Raw genomic sequence first — 19851 nt, forward strand, 5'->3', positions numbered from 1 at the left:
GTCTCCCGGAGGGGACGCGGAAGGGGCCGGCGCGCGCTGCCCGGTCCCCGACCGGCCCGTGCCGTCGCCCGGGCCCGTTCGTTGCTGTCCGCTGCCGCTGCCGCTGCCGCTGCCGCTGCCGCTGCCGCTGCCGCTGCCGCTGCCGCTGCCGCTGCCGCTGCCGCTGCCGCTGCCGCTGCCGCTGCCGTCGGCCGGGCCCGGCCTGGTCCCCCGTGCGTCCGTCCGGCACTCCGGGGCGCCCGTCCGGCGCCTTCCGCCGCGCCCGCGTACCCGTTCGGCCCACGGTCGTACGCTGCTCTGCGCGGTTGCCCGGCTCGCGCCCCCGCGCGCGCTCGCGCATGCCGGCGCAGCGGTACGGCGTCCCGCGCGCCCGTGTGGCTTCCATGGGCCGGTCACGGGTCCGGCGGAGGCGCCGGGTGGGCCGGCGCTGCGGACTTCCGGTGCGGCTGCCCGGCGCTCGCGCGCGTCTGTCCGTCCGGCACCGTTTCCGTGCCTGCGTGCCCGTCCGGCTCATGTTCGTACGGCACCCCGTGAAGCCTGCCCGGCTCGCGCCCGTGTACGCCGGCCCGCCCGGCGGCCCGGCGGCCCGGCGGCCCGCGCGCCCGTGCGGCTTGCATGGAGCCGGGTTCGGCCCGGCGGAGGGTGCCGGGTGGGCCCGGGTTCCGGTGTGGCGGGGGCCGCTCGGCGGACGCGTCCCCGCCGGTGTGCCCGGCGCCGCCGTCCGGTCCGTGCCGGAGGGCGGTGGGGTCCGGGCTGCACCGGTGCCCTGTCCGTGACGTTCCCCGCCCTCAGGGAGAGCCCGGGGCGGGTCAGAGGCGGCCGATGGGGGCCAGGACGGCGTCGGTCAGGGCGGCCAGGTCGGTGGGGGCCAGTTCGACCTCCAGGCCCCGGCGGCCCGCCGAGACGCAGATCGTGGGGTGGGCGGAGGCGGAGGCGTCCAGGACCGTGGGCAGCCGCTTGCGCTGGCCCAGCGGGGAGATGCCGCCCCGCACATAGCCCGTGGTGCGCTCCGCCAGCGCCGGGTCGGCCATCGCCGCGCGCTTGCCGCCCACCGCCGACGCCAGGGCCTTCAGGTCCAGTGAGCCCGCCACCGGCACCACGGCGACCGTCAGCGCGCCGTCGACGTCCGCGACCAGCGTCTTGAAGACCCGCTCGGGGGAGACGCCCATCGCCTCGGCCGCCTCCTCGCCGTAGGACGGGTGGGCGGGGTCGTGGTCGTAGGCGTGCACCGTGTACGCCACCTCGGCCGCCGTCAGCGCCACCGTCGCCGGGGTGCCCCCGGTCTGCTGCTTCTTCGCCTTCTTCGCCATCGCTGCCGTCCCTCCGGGAGACCGTGCGTCGGTGCGTACGGCGCCCCCGTACGCGGATCGCGCGTCCGGCGGCGTCCGCCGGGCGCGGATCAGTTGTAGTGCGTCGGGCCGGTGGTGAGCTCCGAGGCCGGCAGCGACGGCAGGGTGCGGATGATCGCAGTCTCGGAGCGCAGCAGCTTCAGCTCGTCCCGGAGCCGGGAGGCCGTGTCCGGGGCCTGGAGGAGGCGCTGCTTGGTCGGCGTGTCGAGCATCATCGCGGCGGCCACCAGGTACGAGACCACGCTGGGCTCGTCGGGCAGCTCCGCGCCGGTCGCCAGGGACCGCTCGCGCGCGCCCGCCAGCCGCTTCTGGTACTGGCGGAAGGAGCGCAGCACCCCCTCGGCCAGCGCGCCCGCCTCGTCGCCGGGCTCCTCGGGCAGCGGCTCCAGCTCGGCCGTCAGGAACGGTCCCGAGGAGTCCAGGGACAGCAGCCGCACCCGGGTCGTGCCGGTGGCCAGCACCTCGAAGGTGCCGTCCGGCCGTTCCCGGATGGTCGCCGCGTCGGCGACGCAGCCGACCCGGTGGAAGGACGCCATCGGATCGGGACCGAACCCGGCGGTGGGCCCGCGCTCGGGCACGGCGGTGGGATCGGGCATGCCGGGGGCGCTGGGGGCCACTTCGTGGCCGTCGCGGATGGCCACGACGGCGAACCGCCGGGACTCGTCCTCGGGGGTCTTCAGCAGGTCGCGCATCATCGCGCGGTAGCGCTCCTCGAAGACGCTGAGCGGGAGCACCAGCCCCGGGAACAGCACCGAGTTCAGCGGGAAGAGGGGGAGCCGGACGGTGGTCACGACGCAGAAGCCTAATGCGCGCCGCGCCCGGCCCGGCGGCCCCACCCGCCACGCGCCCCGCCCGGCCCGGCCGGGGCTCCCCTCCGCGCCCCGTGCGGGAGGCCCGGCGGGACGACGCCCGGGGCGCCGTCCCGACCACCGTCCGCCCGTCGACGGGATGCCGGGGCGCCGGGGCCGGCGGGGTGTGCCGGGGAGGACCGGGGCCCATGGCTCCCCGGGCACCGGGACCCTCCCGGGCACCCGCTCTCCCGGGCACCGGGACCCCGGAGAGCGGGTGCCGCCGCGGAGTCCCGAGGAGGCCGCCCCGTTCCGGCCGGGCACCGTCGTCGTGCGCACCGTGCCCGGCCCCGCCGCGGCTGTTCTCCCGGGCCCCCCGCGCGGGGTGCTGCGGCGAGTGGCCTCCGGGCGTCGGCCCCCGAGCGGGGAACCCCCGGCGAGTGGCGTCCGGGTGTCGGCCCCGGTGCGGGAGGCCCCGGTGGGGTGACGTCCCGGGCGTCACCTTGACCGCCGTCCGCCCGCAGAGGGGGCCCTGCGGCCGGTGGGGCGCACCCGGGGGCGGCCGGGGGCCGCCGTGGTCCCGCGGGCGCCCGGAGACCCCGCGGGCGCCGCCCCCGGCACCGCTCCGGCCGCGTCCCGGGGCGCGGCCCCGGTGGTCAGCTCCGGCGCAGGAGGCGGGTCGCGCCCGCCGCGACCGTCGTGGCGAGGATCCAGCCGGCCAGGACCAGGGCCGCGGCCAGCCACTTCCACGGGCCGCGCAGATGCCAGAAACCGATCTGGCCGAGGTCGATCACCGGCAGCAGCAGATCCAGGGTGAACAGCACCGGGCTCCAGTCCGGATGCTCCTCGCCCTTCAGCGGTGGCGGATCGGCCCGGGCGAAGGCCAGCGACCCCGCCGCCCACAGCACCGCCATCCACACCGCCGCCCGCCCCGGCCGGTAGCCGTAGGCCACCGTCCAGTCCTGCGCGTACCCCACCAGCTTCGCGGCCGGGGGCAGGCTCTCGCGGCGGCGGCGCTGCTTGGCGAGCAGCACCTCCCGGGCGTCCTCGTCCTCGCCCCCGGCCCGCAGCACGGCGGCCAGCCGCTCGTACGGCTCCGGGTTGTACTCCGCCGTCGCCGCGGCGACCCAGCGCAGCCGCCGCTCCAGCGGGAACGGGCCGCGCGGCACCAGGTTCTCGTAGGAGAAGCCGCCCATGTGCAGCCGGCCGGGACCCGGCCAGCTGTCCGCCCGGTCGACCAGATTGACGACCCGCGCCCCCGACAGCACCACCTTCCCGCGCGTCGGCCTCTCGCCCAGGAACCGCAGCTCCGGTGTCTGCACCCGGCGCAGCGACAGATCCTGCTCGTCGGTGAAGGTGAACCGCGCCTGTTCCAGGTCGACCGCGTCGCCGAAGCGCCCGTCGTCCAGCCGCACCCCGCCCTGGCAGGAGAAGCGCTGGACCCGCGTCCCCTCCGCCGGGGTGGTGCCCCGCAGCAGCGAGCTGCCCAGCCCCGCCGGGGTCAGGTACAGCGTCCGCCCCACGGTGAGCTGCGGCGCGTTCAGCGCGAGCCGGGCGTACGGGTTGCGGAGCAGGGCGCCGCGCAGGCTCAGCGACACGCCGACCGTGGCGCCGCGCAGGCTCATCTCCCCGTACGACTCCATCATCTCGGCCTGGAGGTCCTGGCCCACCGTCATGCCGTCAGCGGCGATCGAGCGCCCGCTGCGGTCCCGGTGCACCACCGCCTGGTTGAGCAGCAGATCGGTGCCGATCCGGGCGTCCGTCAGCCGGATGCCCTGGGCGAAGCGGCAGCGCGGCAGGTGCAGGTCGCCCTCGGTGTGCAGCCGGGCCGCTTCCAGCCGGGGCACCGCGCAGTCGACCATCCGCACCGTGGTGAAGCGGGCCTCCGGCAGCAGCACCTGCCGGTCGAAGCGGCAGCGCCGCAGCTCCACGTACGGCACCACGGTGCCGCCCGCGAGGTCCATGGTGCCGCTGATCCGCACGCCCACGAGCTGGAGCGAGGCCACCCGGCCCGCCAGCGCCGGGGGACCGTCGAGGAGCAGCCGGCATACGACGCGCGCCCGCACCGTCCGCTCCGGACCCCACACCTGCCCGCCGTGCGGATCGTCGACCCGCGCGTCACCGCCGCTGAGGTCGTACACGCCGCCCTCGCGGAACGCCTGCCACATGCCGGCCTCGACCAGCGTCAGGTCGTCCGGCAGCTCTCCGTCACGGTGGCCGTCCCCTTCGGTCACGGCACATCACTCCCTCCCCGTCCCTTCGGCAGTCGGTCACACTTCGTACAACCGTTCATGCCCACTGTGTGACCACCTGAACACTCAACGTGAGGGCGAACTTCGGTCCCCTCCCGGGGCGGTGACGGGCCGTGGCGTTCCGTATCAGCCACTGATACGCGCGGACGGCCTCCGACGCGGGTCTGAGAGAATTGGTTCCGTGATCTCCCGAATCGATCTGCGCGGCGCCGCCCTCCCCGAGGGCGCGGCCCTGCGCGACCTGCTGCCCCGAGCCGACTTCGACGTCTCGGCCGCCCTGGAGAAGGTGCGTCCGATCTGCGAGGCCGTGCATCATCGTGGCGACGCGGCGCTGATCGACTTCGCCGAGCGGTTCGACGGGGTCACCCTGGAGAGCGTCCGGGTCCCGGCCGCCGCGCTCGCCCGCGCGCTGGAGGAGCTGGATCCGGCCGTCCGCGCGGCCCTGGAGGAGTCCATCCGCCGCGCCCGCGTCGTCCACCGCGCCCAGCGCCGCACCACCCGCGCCACCCAGGTCGTGCCCGGCGGCACCGTCACCGAGAAGTGGGTGCCGGTCCAGCGGGTCGGCCTCTACGCGCCCGGCGGCCGCTCCGTCTACCCCTCGTCCGTGATCATGAACGCGGTGCCCGCCCAGGAGGCCGGCGTCGGCTCGATCGCGCTGGCCTCGCCCGCCCAGGCCGAGTTCGGCGGGCTGCCGCACCCGACCGTCCTCGCCGCCTGCGCCCTGCTCGGCGTCGACGAGGTCTACGCGGCCGGCGGCGCCACCGCCGTCGCGATGTTCGCGCACGGCACCGAGTCCTGTCCGCCGGTCAACATGGTCACCGGCCCCGGCAACATCTGGGTCGCCGCCGCCAAGCGGTACTTCGCCGGCCGTATCGGCATCGACGCCGAGGCCGGGCCGACCGAGATCGCCGTCCTCGCCGACGCCGGCGCCGACCCGGTGCACGTCGCCGCCGACCTGATCAGCCAGGCCGAGCACGACCCGCTGGCCGCCGCCGTCCTGGTCACCGACTCGGCCGCGCTCGCGGAGGCCGTCGAGAAGGAGCTGGCGGCCCAGACCGCGGTCGCCAGGCACCTCGACGACCGGATCGCCCCCGCGCTCGCCGGCCGCCAGTCCGCCGTCGTCCTGGTCGACGGCATCGACGAGGGGCTGCGCGTCGTCGACGCCTACGGCGCCGAGCACCTGGAGATCCAGACCGCCGACGCCGCCGCCGTCGCGGACCGCGTCCACAACGCCGGGGCGATCTTCGTCGGCCCCTGGTCGCCGGTCTCCCTCGGCGACTACGCGGCCGGGTCCAACCACGTCCTGCCCACCGGCGGCTGCGCCTGCCACTCCTCGGGCCTGTCCGTGCAGTCCTTCCTGCGCGGCATCCACGTCGTCGACTACACGCGCGACGCCCTGGCCGAGGTCGCGCACCACGTGGTGACGCTGGCGGAGGCGGAAGACCTGCCCGCGCACGGCGCGGCGATCAAGGCACGGTTCGAGTGGAAGGTCCCGGCAAGCAAGTGACGTTCGGCATCGACGATCTGCCCGTACGGGACGAACTGCGCGGTCAGTCCCCCTACGGCGCGCCCCAGCTGGCCGTGCCCGTACGGCTGAACACCAACGAGAACCCCTACCCGCTGCCCGAGGCGCTGGTCGAGCGGATCACCGAGCGGGTCCGCGAGGCCGCCCGCCACCTCAACCGCTACCCGGACCGGGACGCCGTCGAGCTGCGCACCGCGCTCGCCGCCTACCTGACGCGCACCACGGGCCACCCCGTGGGCCCGAGCGACGTCTGGGCGGCCAACGGCTCCAACGAGATCATCCAGCAGCTGCTGCAGACCTTCGGCGGGCCCGGCCGCACCGCGATCGGCTTCGAGCCCTCGTACTCCATGCACGCCCTCATCGCGCGCGGCACCGGCACCGGCTGGATCTCCGGACCGCGCCACGAGGACTTCACCATCGACGTGGCCGCCGCCGTGCGCGCCATCACCGAGCACCGCCCGGACGTCGTCTTCGTCACCAGCCCCAACAACCCCACCGGCAACGCCGTACCGGCCGCCACCGTCCTCGCCCTGCACGACGCCGCGCAGGCCGTGAAGCCGACGATGGTCGTGGTGGACGAGGCGTACATCGAGTTCAGCCACGGCGCCTCGCTGCTGCCGCTGCTGGCGGACCGGCCGCACCTGGTCGTCTCCCGCACGATGTCGAAGGCGTTCGGCGCCGCGGGCCTGCGGCTCGGCTACCTCGCCGCGCACCCGGCCGTCGTCGACGCCGTCCAGCTCGTGCGGCTGCCCTACCACCTGTCCGCCGTCACCCAGGCGACCGCGCTGGCCGCCCTGGAGCACACGGACGACCTGCTCACCTACGTCGAGCAGCTCAAGTCCGAGCGGGACCGGCTGGTGGCCGAACTGCGCGCCATCGGCTACGAGGTGACCGAGTCCGACGCGAACTTCGTCCAGTTCGGGCGGTTCGAGGACACCCGTGCCGCCTGGCGCGGCATCCTCGACCGGGGCGTCCTGGTCCGGGACAACGGCGTACCGGGATGGCTGCGGGTGACCGCGGGCACCCCGGCGGAGAACGACGCGTTCCTGGACGCGGTCCGTGAGTTGAAGAAAGAACAGGAGCAAGGCGCATGAGCCGCGTCGGGCGCGTGGAGCGCACCACCAAGGAGACCTCGGTCCTCGTCGAGATCGACCTGGACGGCACCGGGAAGACGGACATCACCACCGGTGTCGGCTTCTACGACCACATGCTCGACCAGATCGGCCGGCACGGTCTGTTCGACCTGACCGTGAAGACCGAGGGCGATCTGCACATCGACTCCCACCACACCATCGAGGACACCGCCCTCGCGCTGGGCGCCGCCTTCCGGCAGGCCCTCGGCGACAAGGTGGGCATCTACCGCTTCGGCAACTGCACGGTGCCGCTGGACGAGTCCCTCGCCCAGGTGACCGTCGACCTCTCCGGCCGCCCCTACCTCGTGCACACCGAGCCCGAGGGCATGGCGCCGATGATCGGCGCGTACGACACCACCATGACCCGGCACATACTGGAGTCCTTCGTCGCCCAGGCGCAGGTCGCCCTCCACGTGCACGTGCCCTACGGGCGCAACGCGCACCACATCGTGGAGTGCCAGTTCAAGGCCCTGGCCCGGGCCCTGCGCTACGCCTCGGAGCGCGACACCCGCGCCGCCGGAATCCTGCCGTCCACGAAGGGCGCCCTGTAGACCATGAGCGGTACCGCCACCGTCCTGATCGTCGTCGGCCTGTTCTTCCTCGGCGGCATCATCTCCTTCGTCAAGCAGAAGATGCCCACCAGCCTCATCGTGCTGCTCTCCATCGGCGCCGCGATGTGCCTCGTCTCGGGCGTGATGCGCCTGGAGGTGTGGAATTGAGCCCCGCCGCCAAGCGGGTCGTCGTCTTCGACTACGGCTTCGGCAACGTCCGCTCCGCCGAACGCGCCCTGGCGCGCGCGGGCGCCGAGGTCGAGATCACCCGTGACTTCGACGCGGCGATGAACGCCGACGGGCTGCTGGTGCCGGGCGTCGGCGCCTTCGCCGCGTGCATGGAGGGCCTGCGGGCCGCGCGCGGCGACTGGATCGTCGACCGCCGCCTCTCCGGCGGCCGCCCGGTCATGGGCATCTGCGTCGGCATGCAGATCCTGTTCGCCCGCGGCATCGAGCACGGCGTCGAGGCCGACGGCCTGGACGAGTGGCCCGGCACCGTCGCCCCGCTGCGCGCCCCGGTCGTGCCCCACATGGGCTGGAACACCGTCGAGGCCGCCTCCGGCTCGCAGCTCTTCGCCGGGCTGGACGCCGGTGCCCGGTACTACTTCGTGCACTCCTACGCCGTCCACGAGTGGACCCTCCAGCCGCGCGACCCGGCCTTCACCGCGCCCAGGGTGAGCTGGTCCACCCACGGCGAACCGTTCGTGGCCGCCGTCGAGAACGGCGCGCTGTGGGCCACCCAGTTCCACCCCGAGAAGTCCGGCGACGCCGGAGCCCAGCTCCTCACCAACTGGATCGAGACCCTGTAGATGAGCACGCTCGAACTCCTTCCCGCCGTCGACGTCCGCGACGGGCAGGCCGTCCGCCTCGTGCACGGCGAGTCCGGCACCGAGACCTCCTACGGCGCCCCCCTGGACGCGGCCCTCGCCTGGCAGCGCTCCGGTGCCGAGTGGCTGCACCTGGTCGACCTGGACGCCGCCTTCGGTACCGGTGACAACCGCGAGCTGATCGCCGAGGTCACCAGGGTCATGGACATCAAGGTCGAGCTGTCCGGGGGCATCCGCGACGACGACACCCTGGCAGCCGCCCTCGCCACCGGCTGCACCCGCGTCAACCTCGGCACCGCCGCCCTGGAGACCCCCGAGTGGGTCGCCAAGGTCATCGCCGAGTACGGCGACCGGATCGCCGTCGGCCTGGACGTGCGCGGCACCACCCTGCGCGGGCGCGGCTGGACCCGCGACGGCGGCGACCTCTACGAGACGCTGGCCCGCCTCGACGGTGAGGGCTGCGCCCGGTACGTCGTCACCGACATCGCCAAGGACGGCACCCTGCTGGGCCCCAACCTGGAACTGCTGAGGAACGTCTGCGCGGCCACCGACCGCCCGGTCGTCGCCTCCGGCGGCGTCTCCTCGCTGGACGACCTGCGGGCGCTCACCGGGCTCGTCCCGCTGGGTGTCGAGGGCGCCATCGTCGGGAAGGCCCTGTACGCGAAGGCTTTCACCCTGGAAGAGGCCCTGGAGGCAGTGGCGTCATGACGTCCGGCGTACGGCGCGTGCACAGCGGAAGTCCCTGGGAGGAGTCCTTCGGCTGCGCGCGGGCCGTCGCGGCGGGCGACCGGGTCGTCGTCGGCGGCACCACCGCCTTCCGGGACGGGGTGCTGCACGGCGAGGGCGACCCGTACGAGCAGGCCGGGGCGGCCTTCGCCGCCGCCCTGAACGCGATCGGGGAGTTCGGACTCGGCATCGGGTCCGTGATCCTCACTCGCGTCCACCTGGCCCACGCGCGCGACGTAGACGCGGTGGGCCGGGCCCACCGGGAGCTGTTCGGCTCCGTGCGCCCGGCCGCGACCTTCCTGGTCGTGGAGGGCTTCGTCGACTCCCGCATCCTGGTCTCGGTGGAACTGGAGGCCTACGCGGGAGGGACCGCGCCGCCCGGCGCGGAGGGCCCCACGCGGGCCCGTTAGCAGCGGTAACAGCACAGCACGAGGCACTAGAGGAGCCGTGGATTCATGACCCTGGCGGTCCGAGTCATCCCCTGCCTGGACGTGGACGGCGGCCGGGTCGTCAAGGGCGTCAACTTCCAGAACCTGCGCGACGCGGGCGACCCCGTCGAGATGGCCAAGGTGTACGACGCCGAGGGCGCCGACGAGCTGACGTTCCTGGACATCACCGCCTCGTCCGGCGACCGCGAGACGACCTACGACGTGGTGCGCCGCACCGCCGAGCAGGTGTTCATCCCGCTGACCGTCGGCGGCGGGGTGCGCACCGCGGACGACGTCGACCGGCTGCTGCGGGCCGGCGCCGACAAGGTGGGCGTCAACACCGCGGCCATCGCCCGGCCCGAACTGATCCGCGAGATCGCGGAGCGCTTCGGCCGCCAGGTGCTGGTCCTGTCCGTCGACGCCCGCCGCACCCCGTCCGGCGGCTTCGAGGTCACCACGCACGGCGGACGGCGCGGCACCGGCACCGACGCGGTCGAGTGGGCCCACCGGGCGGCGGAGCTGGGCGCGGGGGAGATCCTGCTCAACTCGATGGACGCGGACGGCACCAAGGACGGCTACGACCTGGAGATGATCGCGGCGGTCCGCCGCCACGTCTCCGTCCCCGTCATCGCCTCCGGCGGCGCCGGGCGGCTCGCGGACTTCTCCCCGGCCGTCGGCGCGGGCGCGGACGCGGTGCTGGCCGCCTCCGTCTTCCACTTCGGTGACCTGCGCATCGGCGAGGTCAAGGACGCCCTGCGGTCGGCGGGCCACCCGGTCCGCTAGGCCCTCCCGGACACCCGGCCCCGGCCGCCGCACGGGCGGGACCGGACCGCCGTCGGCCGCGCCGTCCCCGGCCCGGGGCGGCCCGGCCGCCGAGGGGGAGCACCGCAGGGGCGCCCGGGGGGCGTCAGAGGCCGAGCTGTTTCGCCTCGTGCAGCCGGGTGATCGCGTCCTCGTCGCCGTCCAGCGCCACCTTCGCCGCGTCCTGCCGCCCGAAGGCGAACATCAGCAGCTCGGAGGGCTCGCCCGTGACCGTCACCACCGGCGCGCCCCGGTGGGCGACCACCGTCCGCCCGTCCGGACGGCGCAGCACCAGTCCCGTCGGGGCGTCCCGGGCCACCAGCCGGGCGGTGCGCTCCAGCCGGGCCCACAGGGCGTCCTGGAACACCGGGTCCAGCTCGCGCGACGACCAGTCCGGCTGCGCCCGGCGGACGTCCTCGGCGTGCACGTAGAACTCCACCGTGTTCGCCGCCTCGTCGACCTGCTTCAGGGTGAACGGCGAGAACTTCGGCGGCCCGGAGCGGATCAGCCCGATCAGCTCCTCGTACGGCTTCTCCCCGTACTCCCGGGACACCCTCTCCAGCCGGCCCGCCAGCGGCTTGATCAGCACGCCCCCGGCGGCGTCCGGCCGCCGCTCGCGCACCACGACGTGTGCCGCCAGGTCCCGGGTCACCCACCCCTCGCACAGGGTGGGGGCGTCCGGACCGGCGGTCTCCAGCAGGTCGGCCAGCAGCAGCCGCTCACGCTTGGCGAATGTCGACATGCCGTCAGCCTACGGCCGCGCCCCCGGTCCGCCCACCGGACACGGCCGGGGCCGGCCTGCCGCGCGCGGCACAATGGACCCATGACCAGCAGCCCGCCCCGGGGGCCCAGCCCGCTCGCCCCGGAGATCGCCGCCCGCCTCAAGCGCAGTCCGGACGGACTCCTCCCGGCCATCGCCCAGCAGTACGACACCGGGGAGGTGCTGATGCTCGGCTGGATGGACGACGAGGCGCTGCACCGCACCCTGACCACGGGCCGCTGCACCTACTGGTCCCGCAGCCGCGGCGAGTACTGGGTCAAGGGGGACACCTCCGGACACGTCCAGCGGGTCAAGTCCGTCGCCCTGGACTGCGACGCCGACACCGTCCTCGTCAAGGTCGACCAGACCGGCGCCGCCTGCCACACCGGGGCCCGCACCTGCTTCGACGCCGATGTGCTCCTCGGCGGCGGAACGGGTGGCGACGCGCCCGGGGCGGATCAGTAGGGTCTGCGGCCATGGACGTCATGGACCTCGAGACCTTCCGCAAGCTCGCCGCCGACCGCCGCGTCGTGCCGGTCACCCGCAAGCTCCTCGCCGACGGCGACACCCCGGTCGCCCTCTACCGCAAGCTCGCCGCCGAACGCCCCGGCACCTTCCTCCTGGAGTCCGCGGACGGGGGTGCCTCCCAGGCGTTCAGCACCGGGGGAGGGCGCTCCTGGTCCCGCTTCTCCTTCATCGGCGTCCGCAGCGACGCCACCCTCACCGAGCGGGACGGTCTGGCCCACTGGGAGGGCACCCCGCCGGTCGGCGTCCCCGCCGGGGGCGACCCCCTCGGCGCGCTCCGCGCCACCATCGAGGCCCTGCACACCCCCCGCGACCTCGCCGAGGACCTGGGCCTGCCGCCCTTCACCGGCGGCATGGTCGGCTACCTCGGCTACGACATCGTCCGCCGCCTGGAGAAGGTGGGCCCCGGCGAGCGCGACGACCTGCGGCTGCCCGAGCTGACCATGCTGCTCACCAGCGACCTCGCCGTGATGGACCACTGGGAGGGCTCGGTCTGGCTGATCGCCAACGCGATCAACCACAACGACCTGGACACCGGCGTCGACGAGGCCTACGCCGACGCGGTGGCCCGCCTGGACGCCATGCAGGCCGACCTCGGCCGCGCCGTGGCCCAGCCCCCGGCCGCGCTGCCCCCCTCCGAACTGCCCGAGTACACCGCCCTCTGGGGCGGCACCGACTACCAGGCGGCCGTCGAGGACATCAAGGAGCGCATCCGCGCGGGCGAGGCCTTCCAGGTCGTCCCCTCCCAGCGGTTCGAGACGCCCTGCACCGCGAGCGCCCTCGACGTCTACCGGGTCCTGCGCGCCACCAACCCGTCCCCCTACATGTACCTGCTGCGCCTCGACGGCTTCGACATCGTCGGCTCCTCGCCCGAGGCCCTGGTCAAGGTGGAGGCCGGCCGGGCCCTGCTGCACCCCATCGCCGGCACCCGCCACCGCGGCGCCACCCCCGGGGAGGACCAGGCGCTGGCCGAGGAACTGCTCGCCGACCCCAAGGAGCGCGCCGAGCACCTGATGCTCGTCGACCTGGGCCGCAACGACCTCGGCCGGGTCTGCGAGCCCGGCTCCGTCGAGGTCGTCGACTTCATGTCCGTCGAGCGGTACTCGCACGTCATGCACATCGTCTCCACGGTGACCGGGCAGGTCGCGCCCGGCCGCACCGCCTTCGACGTGCTCACCGCCTGCTTCCCGGCCGGCACCCTCTCCGGCGCCCCCAAGCCGCGCGCCCTGCAGATCATCGACGAACTCGAGCCCTCCCGCCGCGGCCTGTACGGCGGCGCCGTCGGCTATCTCGACTTCGCGGGCGACTCGGACACCGCCATCGCCATCCGCACCGCCCTGCTGCGCGACGGCACCGCCTACGTCCAGGCGGGCGCGGGCGTCGTGGCGGACTCCGACCCGGTCGCCGAGGACACCGAGTGCCGCAACAAGGCGGCGGCCGTGCTGCGCGCCGTCCACACGGCCAACCGCCTCGGCGGCTGACGGCGGCCGGCACGGCCGCCGGCGGCGGCGGGACGGGGCGCGCGGGGGCGCTCCGTCCGGCCCGGGACCGTGCCCGCACGCCCCGGATGTGGCCGGAAACCGCCGCCCGACGGCCCCCGATGGGGGACTTCTCACCCTCCGATCGTGAACCCCGGGTGCCGCGGCACCCGGGGTCCGGGTGATAGTGGAGTACGTGACTGCTGTTCCTCACCCCCGCACCCCCGACGCCGGTCCCGGCAGGTCCCACGGCCGCCGCAGCCTCGCCCTCGCCCTGCTGAGCGGCGCGCTCGGCGCCGCCGTCGCCCTGCTCGCCACCCGCCAGGAATGGTCCGAGGGCACCGCGACGGTGGCCGGCGGCGCCTTCCCGCTGACCGCCAGGGGAAGCGACGTCACGGGCGTCCCCGCGGCGCTCGCCATAGTCGGCCTCGCCGCGCTCGTCGCCGTCTTCGCCGTCCGCCGCGCCGGGCGCCTCGCGGTCGCCGGGCTGCTCGCGCTGTGCGGCGCGGGCACCGTCACCGCGGCCCTCGCCGGCGCCCTGGACAGCTCCGCCCTGGACGACAAGGCGGTCCGGGCGGCGGGCGACACCTCGGCCACCGTGGACGCCCTCACCCACACCGCCTGGCCCTACGTGGCCGCCGCCGGCGGGCTCCTGCTCCTGCTCGCCGGGCTGCTCGCGCTGCGCTACGGGCGGCTGTGGCCCGCGATGTCCGGCCGCTACGAGCGCGACGGCACACCCCGCCCGCGCCGCCGGGAGCGCCCGGTCGACCCGGACCGCCCCGAGGACCTCTGGAAGGCGCTCGACCGCGGCGAGGACCCGACCGGGGCCTGACCGGCCCGTCCGCGGCACCCGTACGGGGGACACGCCCACCGGGCGGTGGACCCCCGATCACGCCACGCGCGCCCGTGCGGGACAATGAGCGCGAGCGTCCTGCTCAGACACGTACACAGCAACGAGGAGCAAGCAATGGCGGGCAGCAGCCACGGTCACACCCCGGCCGCCTGGACCGGCGTCATCATCGCCTTCATCGGTTTCTGCGTCGCGGGCATGTTCATGGTGATGGCGCAGCCCGCGGGCTTCTGGGCGGGCATCGGCGTCACCCTCGTGGGTGCTGTCGTGGGCGGCGTCATGAAGCTGATGGGCCTCGGCCAGCCGAAGCACGTCGACCCCTCGCGCAGCATCGCCGACAGCCGCGCCGCCGCCGGCGCCTGAGGGCGGGCGCCGCACGACGGCGGAACGCCTCCACGGGGGGCGGGCGGCACCCGGGTGCCACCCGCCCCCCCGCGCGTTCCCGGCCCGGCTTCGGACCCCACGCCCCCGCGCCCGGCCCGTCCCGCCCGGCGCGTCCCGTCCGGCACCCGTTCGCCCCGTCCGGCACCCGTTCGCCCCGCCGGGCGTACGCCTGCCCCGCCGGGCGTACGCCTGCCCCCTGGGCGTGCGGGTGCTCCGTCGGGCACGCGCCCGGTTTCCGGCCGGGTGCCGTTACCGCCGGGGGCGGCGCCCCGCGCCCGGCGCGTCCCGTCCGGCACCCGTTCGCCCCGCGGGAGGTACGCCCGCGCCGCCGGGTGTGCGTGTGCTCCGCCGGGCGTGTGACCGGTCCGCGTCGGGCACCTTTCGAGAGAGGGACGCCGCGCCCGGGCCTTCCGTGCCGCGCCCGGGCCTTCCGGTTTCGTCCGTCCCGCCAGGCGTTTGTGCGTCCCGCCCCCGTGCGTCGCGTCCGGCGGTGCGTGGTTCTCGCCGGTCCGGGATCTGGCCTCGTGCGTTCGCGCGCCGCGCCCTCCGCCGCCCCGCCGCCGTGCCCGAGCCCTGCGGCGTGCCCGCGCCCGGCGCCGCGCCCCCCTTCGCGCCGCGCCCGGGGTGCCGTGTTCCCCCGCCCGGCGTCCCCCGTGCGGGCCCGCGCCGTGCCGGGCAGAATGCGGACCGTGGACGCCGAGACCCTTCCGAAGCCGCCGCCCGAACCGGCCCCCCGGCACCCGTCGGCCGGGCCCGCCGCGCCTCCCGCCGGCCCCCTTCCGCCCGCCGGACCCGGTCCTCGCGCCGTCCCCGGCCGCCGCCCCGTCTCCGGTCCCCGGGCCGTCGCCGGGCGCCTCGCCGTCCCCGCCGCCGTGCTCGCGGCCGTCGCCGGGGCCTTCACCTACGTGGCGGCCGTCGACCCCAACGAGCCCGGCCACTACCCCGTCTGCCCCCTGCTGCGCGTCACCGGCCTGTACTGCCCCGGCTGCGGCGGACTGCGCAGCGCCCACGCCGTCGCCCACGGGGACCTGCTCACCGCCCTGCACGCCAACGCGCCCGCCGTCCTCGGCTACGCGGCCTTCGCCGTGCTCTGGACCCTCTGGGCGGTGCGCGCCGCCCGGGGGCGCCGCTCGGCCCTCTCCCCGGGCCCCGCGCTGCTCTGGAGCCTGGGCGCCCTGCTGCTGGTCTTCACCATCGTCCGGAACCTGCCCATCGGTGGCTGGCTGACCCCTTGACGGACCGCCCGATGTCCACCTTGTGGGACCGGCGGTGGCCGGATGCGGGCCCCGCGGCCCGCTGCGGATACCATCTCAGTGACCGAACGTTCCGCCGTCCGAAAGGGGCCTCTCGCGTGAGTGTGCTCGACGAGATCATCGACGGAGTCCGTGCCGACCTCGCCGAGCGGCAGGCGCGCGTCAGCCTCGACGAGCTCAAGGAGCGCGCGGCCCGGGCCAGGCCCGCGCAGGACGGCGTGAGCGCCCTGCGCGGCGACGGGGTCAAGGTCATCTGCGAGGTCAAGCGCTCCAGCCCCTCCAAGGGCGCGCTGGCCGCCATCGCCGACCCGGCGGGGCTCGCCGCCGACTACGAGGCGGGCGGCGCGGCCGTCATCTCCGTCCTCACCGAGCAGCGCCGCTTCGGCGGCTCGCTGGCCGACCTGGACGCCGTCCGCGCCCGGGTGGACATCCCCGTCCTGCGCAAGGACTTCATCGTCACCTCGTACCAGCTCTGGGAAGCCCGCGCGCACGGCGCCGACCTGGCCCTGCTGATCGTCGCCGCCCTGGACCAGCCCGCCCTGGAGTCGCTGATCGAGCGCGCCGGGTCCATCGGGCTCACCCCCCTCGTCGAGGTCCACGACGAGGAGGAGGTCGAGCGGGCCGTCGACGCCGGGGCCAAGGTCATCGGCGTCAACGCGCGCAACCTGAAGACGCTGGAGGTCGACCGCGGCACCTTCGAGCGCGTCGCCCCCGAGATCCCGGCCGGCATCGTCCGCGTCGCGGAGTCCGGCGTCCGCGGCCCGCACGACCTCATCGCCTACGCCAACGAGGGCGCCGACGCCGTCCTCGTCGGGGAGTCCCTGGTCACCGGCCGCGACCCCCGGACCGCCGTCTCCGACCTGGTGGCCGCCGGCGAGCACCCGGCCCTGCGGCACGGCCGCGGCTGACCCCGACCGGCAGTCCCCGATGACCGCACCCACGCCCGTCCCCGCGTCCAGGGACCCGTACGCGCGCCTGGCGCGCGGCTGCCGCCCGCGCGGCTGCCGCGCCCCCGCGCGCCGGGTCCACGGGCGCCGGGTGCGTTATGTGATCGGGGACGAGCCCGGCCAGGTGAACGGGATGCGATGGCACCGCGCCCCCTGAGGGGCGCGGGCCGCCACTGAGCCGCGCGGTCCGTCGGGTGCCCTCGGGCGCCGACGGGCCGCGCGGTCGGACGACCCCACCCCGCGGCGCACCGTGCCCACCCATCACACCACCGTGAGGCTCCCGCATGCCCAGCTCCTTCTTCATCCCCGATCCCGAGGGTCAGGTCCCCAGCCCCCAGGGCTACTTCGGCGCCTACGGCGGCAAGTTCATCCCGGAGGCCCTGGTGGCCGCCGTGGACGAGGTCGCCGTCGAGTACGACAAGGCCAAGGCCGACCCCGAGTTCGCCCGTGAGCTCGACGACCTGCTCGCCCACTACACCGGGCGGCCCTCCGCCCTCACCGAGGTCCCCCGCTTCGCCGCCGAGGCGGGCGGCGCCCGGATCTTCCTCAAGCGCGAGGACCTGAACCACACCGGCTCGCACAAGATCAACAACGTGCTGGGCCAGGCCCTGCTCACCCGGCGGATGGGCAAGACCCGCGTCATCGCCGAGACCGGCGCGGGCCAGCACGGCGTGGCCACCGCCACCGCCTGCGCCCTGTTCGGCCTCGAGTGCACCATCTACATGGGCGAGGTCGACACCCGGCGCCAGGCGCTCAACGTGGCCCGGATGCGCATGCTCGGCGCCGAGGTCATCGCCGTGAAGTCCGGCAGCCGCACCCTCAAGGACGCCATCAACGAGGCGTTCCGCGACTGGGTTGCCAACGTCGACCGCACCCACTACCTGTTCGGCACCGTCGCCGGTCCGCACCCCTTCCCGGCCATGGTCCGCGACTTCCACCGGGTCATCGGCGTCGAGGCCCGCCGCCAGATCCTGGAGCGGGCCGGACGGCTCCCCGACGCCGCCGTCGCCTGCGTCGGCGGCGGCTCCAACGCCATCGGCCTCTTCCACGCCTTCATCCCCGACGAGGGCGTCCGCCTCATCGGCTGCGAACCGGCGGGACACGGCCTGGAGACCGGCGAGCACGCCGCCACCCTGAGCGCCGGGGAGCCCGGCATCCTGCACGGTTCCCGCTCCTACGTCCTCCAGGACGACGAGGGCCAGATCACCGAGCCGTACTCGATCTCGGCCGGCCTGGACTACCCGGGCATCGGCCCGGAGCACGCGTACCTGAAGGACTCCGGCCGCGGCGAGTACCGCGCGGTCACCGACGACGCCGCCATGCAGGCCCTACGCCTGCTGTCGCGCACCGAGGGCATCATCCCGGCCATAGAGAGCGCCCACGCGCTGGCCGGGGCCCTGGAGGTCGGCCGGGAGCTGGGACCGGAGGGGCTGCTCGTCGTCAACCTCTCCGGCCGCGGCGACAAGGACATGGACACCGCCGCCCGCTACTTCGGGCTCTACGACACCGACGCCGAGGTCGCCGCCGACCGGGCGGGCACCGCCGAGATCGAGGGGGACGCGAAGTGAGCGGGAACGTACGACTGCTGGACGAGACCCTCGCGGCGGCGAAGGCCGAGGGCCGCGCGGCTCTCATCGCCTACCTCCCGGCCGGGTTCCCCACCGTCGACGGCGGCATCGAGGCGGCCAAGGCCGTCATCGGGGGCGGCGCCGACATCGTCGAGATCGGGCTGCCGCACAGCGACCCGGTCCTGGACGGCCCGGTCATCCAGACCGCCGACGACATCGCCCTGCGCGGCGGGGTGCGCATCGCCGACGTGCTGCGCACCGTCAAGGAGGCCCACGAGGCCACCGGGCGGCCGATCCTCGTGATGACCTACTGGAACCCGGTCGACCGCTACGGGGTGGAGCGCTTCGCCGCCGAGCTGGCCGAGGCGGGCGGCGCCGGGTGCATCCTGCCCGACCTGCCGGTCCAGGAGTCCGCGACGTGGCGGGAGCACGCCGACAAGCACGGTCTCGCCACGGTCTTCGTGGTGGCGCCCAGCAGCCGGGACGCCCGGCTGGCGGAGATCACCGCGGTCGGCAGCGGCTTCGTCTACGCGGCCTCCCTGATGGGCGTCACCGGCACCCGGACCTCGGTCAGCTCGCAGGCCGAGGACCTGGTGCGGCGCACCCGCGCCACCACCGGCACCCCGGTCTGCGTCGGGCTCGGCGTCTCCGACGCCGTCCAGGCCGCCGAGGTCGCCCGCTTCGCCGACGGGGTGATCGTGGGCTCCGCCTTCGTCAAGCGGATGCTGGACGCCCCCGACGCCGCCACCGGGCTGGAGGAGGTCCGCGCCCTCGCGGCCGATCTGGCGAAGGGCGTCCGCAGCCGGGCGTAGCCGTCCGCCGCGTGGCCCGGCGGACCGGGCCGAATGTCATACGGGTCCCTCGTACGGGTGGACCTGGGGCCGGGGAGGCGCGTTGCGCCTCCCCGGTTCGTTCTGCGGGGTGTGAGCGAGAAGAACCGAGGAAAGCGCACCGCCCGGGAGCGGATGGCGGCCGAGCGGCAGAAGCAGCAGTCCAGGGACCGGCGCCGGCGCGGCCTGATCGTCGGCGTGAGCGTGGTCGGCGTCCTGGGGCTCGCGGCGGTGATCGGGGTGATCGCCGCCAACGCGGGCAAGGACGACGGCAGCGAGTCGGCCGGCCCGGTCGTGGTGCCCTCCGGGGCCCAGGGCAAGGACAGCCTCGCCATCCCCGCCGGGAAGGAGAGCGCCGGATCGACGCTCACCATCTGGGAGGACTTCCGCTGCCCCGCCTGCAAGGCCTTCGAGCTGGCCTACCGGGACACCATCCACGAGCTGGCCGCCGCCGGGCAGCTCAAGGTGGAGTACCACCTGGCCACGCTGATCGACGGCAACATGGGCGGCACCGGCTCCCGCGAGGCGGCCAACGCCGCGGCCTGCGCCCAGGACGCCGGCCGGTTCTCCCCGTACCACGACGTGCTCTACGACAACCAGCCCGCGGAGACCGACGACGCCTTCGCCGACAAGGACCGGCTGATCGCCCTGGCGGGCAAGGTCGACGGCCTGGGCACCCCCGCCTTCCAGGAGTGCGTGCGCAACGGCACGCACAACGCCTGGGTCGCCAAGTCCAACCAGGCGTTCAAGAAGGGCGGCTTCAGCGGTACCCCGACGGTCCTGCTGGACGGCGAGAACATCTACCAGGACGGCGGCATGACCCCCGACAAGCTGAAGCAGCGCGTCGCGGAGGCGAACAAGTAGGCTCGTGGGAAG

General features: G+C 75.2%; 22 protein-coding genes. 18 read left to right on the plus strand and 4 right to left on the minus strand.

What is annotated here, in order from left to right; translation table 11 throughout:
• Positions 1-809 precede the first annotated feature (809 nt).
• The 3 genes from ybaK to ACZ7LB_RS02165 all read right to left on the minus strand — a co-directional run bounded on the left by ybaK (position 810) and on the right by ACZ7LB_RS02165 (position 4371).
• Entirely contained in the window at positions 810-1310 is a 501-nt protein-coding gene (gene ybaK / locus ACZ7LB_RS02155; protein ID WP_471464928.1) for a Cys-tRNA(Pro) deacylase, read from the minus strand.
• 89 nt (positions 1311-1399) lie between these two features.
• Entirely contained in the window at positions 1400-2140 is a 741-nt protein-coding gene (locus ACZ7LB_RS02160) for an LON peptidase substrate-binding domain-containing protein (protein ID WP_471464929.1), read from the minus strand.
• Positions 2141-2793: 653 nt separating this feature from the next.
• Positions 2794-4371 carry an oxidoreductase gene (locus tag ACZ7LB_RS02165; protein WP_471464930.1) on the minus strand — a complete coding sequence of 526 codons (1578 nt, stop codon included), beginning with the start codon at positions 4369-4371 and terminating at the stop codon, positions 2794-2796.
• Between the two features lie 199 nt (positions 4372-4570).
• On the opposite strand from ACZ7LB_RS02165, the gene hisD reads away from it, so the two are divergent.
• From hisD to hisF, 8 genes are read left to right on the plus strand one after another with little or no spacing between them, the layout of a single operon-like run.
• A complete protein-coding gene (hisD, locus tag ACZ7LB_RS02170; RefSeq protein WP_471464931.1) occupies positions 4571-5896 on the plus strand; it encodes a histidinol dehydrogenase in 1326 nt (441 codons plus the stop codon).
• The gene (locus ACZ7LB_RS02175) at positions 5893-7008 is read left to right on the plus strand and encodes a histidinol-phosphate transaminase (RefSeq protein WP_471464932.1); all 1116 of its coding nucleotides are present in this window, start codon (positions 5893-5895) and stop codon (positions 7006-7008) included. Before hisD ends, ACZ7LB_RS02175 begins: the two co-directional genes overlap by 4 nt.
• Complete coding sequence (gene hisB / locus ACZ7LB_RS02180; protein WP_471464933.1) at positions 7005-7598, plus strand: imidazoleglycerol-phosphate dehydratase HisB; 594 nt, start codon at positions 7005-7007, stop codon at positions 7596-7598. Before ACZ7LB_RS02175 ends, hisB begins: the two co-directional genes overlap by 4 nt.
• A gap of 3 nt (positions 7599-7601) precedes the next feature.
• Positions 7602-7766, plus strand: coding sequence for a hypothetical protein (locus tag ACZ7LB_RS02185; RefSeq protein WP_202549996.1), 165 nt, complete (start codon positions 7602-7604; stop codon positions 7764-7766).
• Complete coding sequence (gene hisH / locus ACZ7LB_RS02190; protein WP_471464934.1) at positions 7757-8407, plus strand: imidazole glycerol phosphate synthase subunit HisH; 651 nt, start codon at positions 7757-7759, stop codon at positions 8405-8407. The genes ACZ7LB_RS02185 and hisH overlap by 10 nt, the downstream gene beginning before the upstream one ends.
• A complete protein-coding gene (gene priA, locus ACZ7LB_RS02195) occupies positions 8408-9133 on the plus strand; it encodes a bifunctional 1-(5-phosphoribosyl)-5-((5-phosphoribosylamino)methylideneamino)imidazole-4-carboxamide isomerase/phosphoribosylanthranilate isomerase PriA (protein WP_471464935.1) in 726 nt (241 codons plus the stop codon).
• Positions 9130-9561 (plus strand): Rid family hydrolase, encoded by a 432-nt coding sequence (locus tag ACZ7LB_RS02200; RefSeq protein WP_471464936.1) that lies wholly within the window; start codon positions 9130-9132, stop codon positions 9559-9561. Before priA ends, ACZ7LB_RS02200 begins: the two co-directional genes overlap by 4 nt.
• A 45-nt stretch (positions 9562-9606) precedes the next feature.
• Complete coding sequence (gene hisF / locus ACZ7LB_RS02205) at positions 9607-10362, plus strand: imidazole glycerol phosphate synthase subunit HisF (RefSeq protein WP_161225212.1); 756 nt, start codon at positions 9607-9609, stop codon at positions 10360-10362.
• Between the two features lie 124 nt (positions 10363-10486).
• On the opposite strand, the gene ACZ7LB_RS02210 is transcribed toward hisF, so the two are convergent.
• Positions 10487-11122, minus strand: a complete 636-nt coding sequence (locus ACZ7LB_RS02210) for a TIGR03085 family metal-binding protein (protein ID WP_471464937.1) — start codon at positions 11120-11122, stop codon at positions 10487-10489.
• Positions 11123-11203: 81 nt separating this feature from the next.
• On the opposite strand from ACZ7LB_RS02210, the gene hisI reads away from it, so the two are divergent.
• The 10 genes from hisI (at position 11204) to ACZ7LB_RS02260 (ending at position 19839) form a co-directional block, all read left to right on the plus strand.
• Positions 11204-11605: a phosphoribosyl-AMP cyclohydrolase gene (gene hisI, locus ACZ7LB_RS02215; protein WP_365215957.1), complete on the plus strand. Its 402-nt coding sequence runs from the start codon at positions 11204-11206 to the stop codon at positions 11603-11605.
• 20 nt (positions 11606-11625) lie between these two features.
• On the plus strand, positions 11626-13146 hold the full coding sequence (locus ACZ7LB_RS02220) for an anthranilate synthase component I (RefSeq protein WP_471465115.1): 1521 nt from the start codon (positions 11626-11628) through the stop codon (positions 13144-13146).
• 184 nt (positions 13147-13330) lie between these two features.
• A complete protein-coding gene (locus tag ACZ7LB_RS02225) occupies positions 13331-13975 on the plus strand; it encodes a TIGR02234 family membrane protein (RefSeq protein WP_471464938.1) in 645 nt (214 codons plus the stop codon).
• Positions 13976-14110: 135 nt separating this feature from the next.
• The gene (locus tag ACZ7LB_RS02230) at positions 14111-14356 is read left to right on the plus strand and encodes an HGxxPAAW family protein (protein WP_471464939.1); all 246 of its coding nucleotides are present in this window, start codon (positions 14111-14113) and stop codon (positions 14354-14356) included.
• A 701-nt stretch (positions 14357-15057) separates the two neighbouring features.
• Positions 15058-15612 carry a DUF2752 domain-containing protein gene (locus ACZ7LB_RS02235; RefSeq protein WP_471464940.1) on the plus strand — a complete coding sequence of 185 codons (555 nt, stop codon included), beginning with the start codon at positions 15058-15060 and terminating at the stop codon, positions 15610-15612.
• A 116-nt stretch (positions 15613-15728) separates the two neighbouring features.
• On the plus strand, positions 15729-16538 hold the full coding sequence (trpC, locus tag ACZ7LB_RS02240; protein ID WP_471464941.1) for an indole-3-glycerol phosphate synthase TrpC: 810 nt from the start codon (positions 15729-15731) through the stop codon (positions 16536-16538).
• A 19-nt stretch (positions 16539-16557) separates the two neighbouring features.
• Positions 16558-16734, plus strand: a complete 177-nt coding sequence (gene trpM, locus ACZ7LB_RS02245; RefSeq protein WP_471464942.1) for a tryptophan biosynthesis modulator TrpM — start codon at positions 16558-16560, stop codon at positions 16732-16734.
• A gap of 127 nt (positions 16735-16861) precedes the next feature.
• On the plus strand, positions 16862-18145 hold the full coding sequence (gene trpB, locus ACZ7LB_RS02250) for a tryptophan synthase subunit beta (RefSeq protein WP_471464943.1): 1284 nt from the start codon (positions 16862-16864) through the stop codon (positions 18143-18145).
• Entirely contained in the window at positions 18142-18957 is an 816-nt protein-coding gene (gene trpA, locus ACZ7LB_RS02255; protein ID WP_471464944.1) for a tryptophan synthase subunit alpha, read from the plus strand. The genes trpB and trpA overlap by 4 nt, the downstream gene beginning before the upstream one ends.
• Before the next feature lie 111 nt (positions 18958-19068).
• A complete protein-coding gene (locus ACZ7LB_RS02260) occupies positions 19069-19839 on the plus strand; it encodes a DsbA family protein (RefSeq protein ID WP_471464945.1) in 771 nt (256 codons plus the stop codon).
• Positions 19840-19851: the final 12 nt, after the last annotated feature.

This window comes from Streptomyces sp. NPDC107521 (assembly GCF_055598485.1).

Excerpts from the sequence above, each read along its gene's own strand:
- ybaK (WP_471464928.1), bottom strand. The coding sequence starts at position 1,310 with ATGGCGAAGAAGGCGAAGAAGCAGCAGACCGGGGGCACCCCGGCGACG.
- hisB (WP_471464933.1), top strand. The coding sequence starts at position 7,005 with ATGAGCCGCGTCGGGCGCGTGGAGCGCACCACCAAGGAGACCTCGGTC.
- ACZ7LB_RS02185 (WP_202549996.1), top strand. The coding sequence starts at position 7,602 with ATGAGCGGTACCGCCACCGTCCTGATCGTCGTCGGCCTGTTCTTCCTC.
- priA (WP_471464935.1), top strand. The coding sequence starts at position 8,408 with ATGAGCACGCTCGAACTCCTTCCCGCCGTCGACGTCCGCGACGGGCAG.
- ACZ7LB_RS02200 (WP_471464936.1), top strand. The coding sequence starts at position 9,130 with ATGACGTCCGGCGTACGGCGCGTGCACAGCGGAAGTCCCTGGGAGGAG.
- hisF (WP_161225212.1), top strand. The coding sequence starts at position 9,607 with ATGACCCTGGCGGTCCGAGTCATCCCCTGCCTGGACGTGGACGGCGGC.
- ACZ7LB_RS02210 (WP_471464937.1), bottom strand. The coding sequence starts at position 11,122 with ATGTCGACATTCGCCAAGCGTGAGCGGCTGCTGCTGGCCGACCTGCTG.
- hisI (WP_365215957.1), top strand. The coding sequence starts at position 11,204 with ATGACCAGCAGCCCGCCCCGGGGGCCCAGCCCGCTCGCCCCGGAGATC.
- ACZ7LB_RS02220 (WP_471465115.1), top strand. The coding sequence starts at position 11,626 with ATGGACCTCGAGACCTTCCGCAAGCTCGCCGCCGACCGCCGCGTCGTG.
- ACZ7LB_RS02230 (WP_471464939.1), top strand. The coding sequence starts at position 14,111 with ATGGCGGGCAGCAGCCACGGTCACACCCCGGCCGCCTGGACCGGCGTC.
- ACZ7LB_RS02235 (WP_471464940.1), top strand. The coding sequence starts at position 15,058 with ATGCGGACCGTGGACGCCGAGACCCTTCCGAAGCCGCCGCCCGAACCG.
- trpM (WP_471464942.1), top strand. The coding sequence starts at position 16,558 with ATGACCGCACCCACGCCCGTCCCCGCGTCCAGGGACCCGTACGCGCGC.
- trpB (WP_471464943.1), top strand. The coding sequence starts at position 16,862 with ATGCCCAGCTCCTTCTTCATCCCCGATCCCGAGGGTCAGGTCCCCAGC.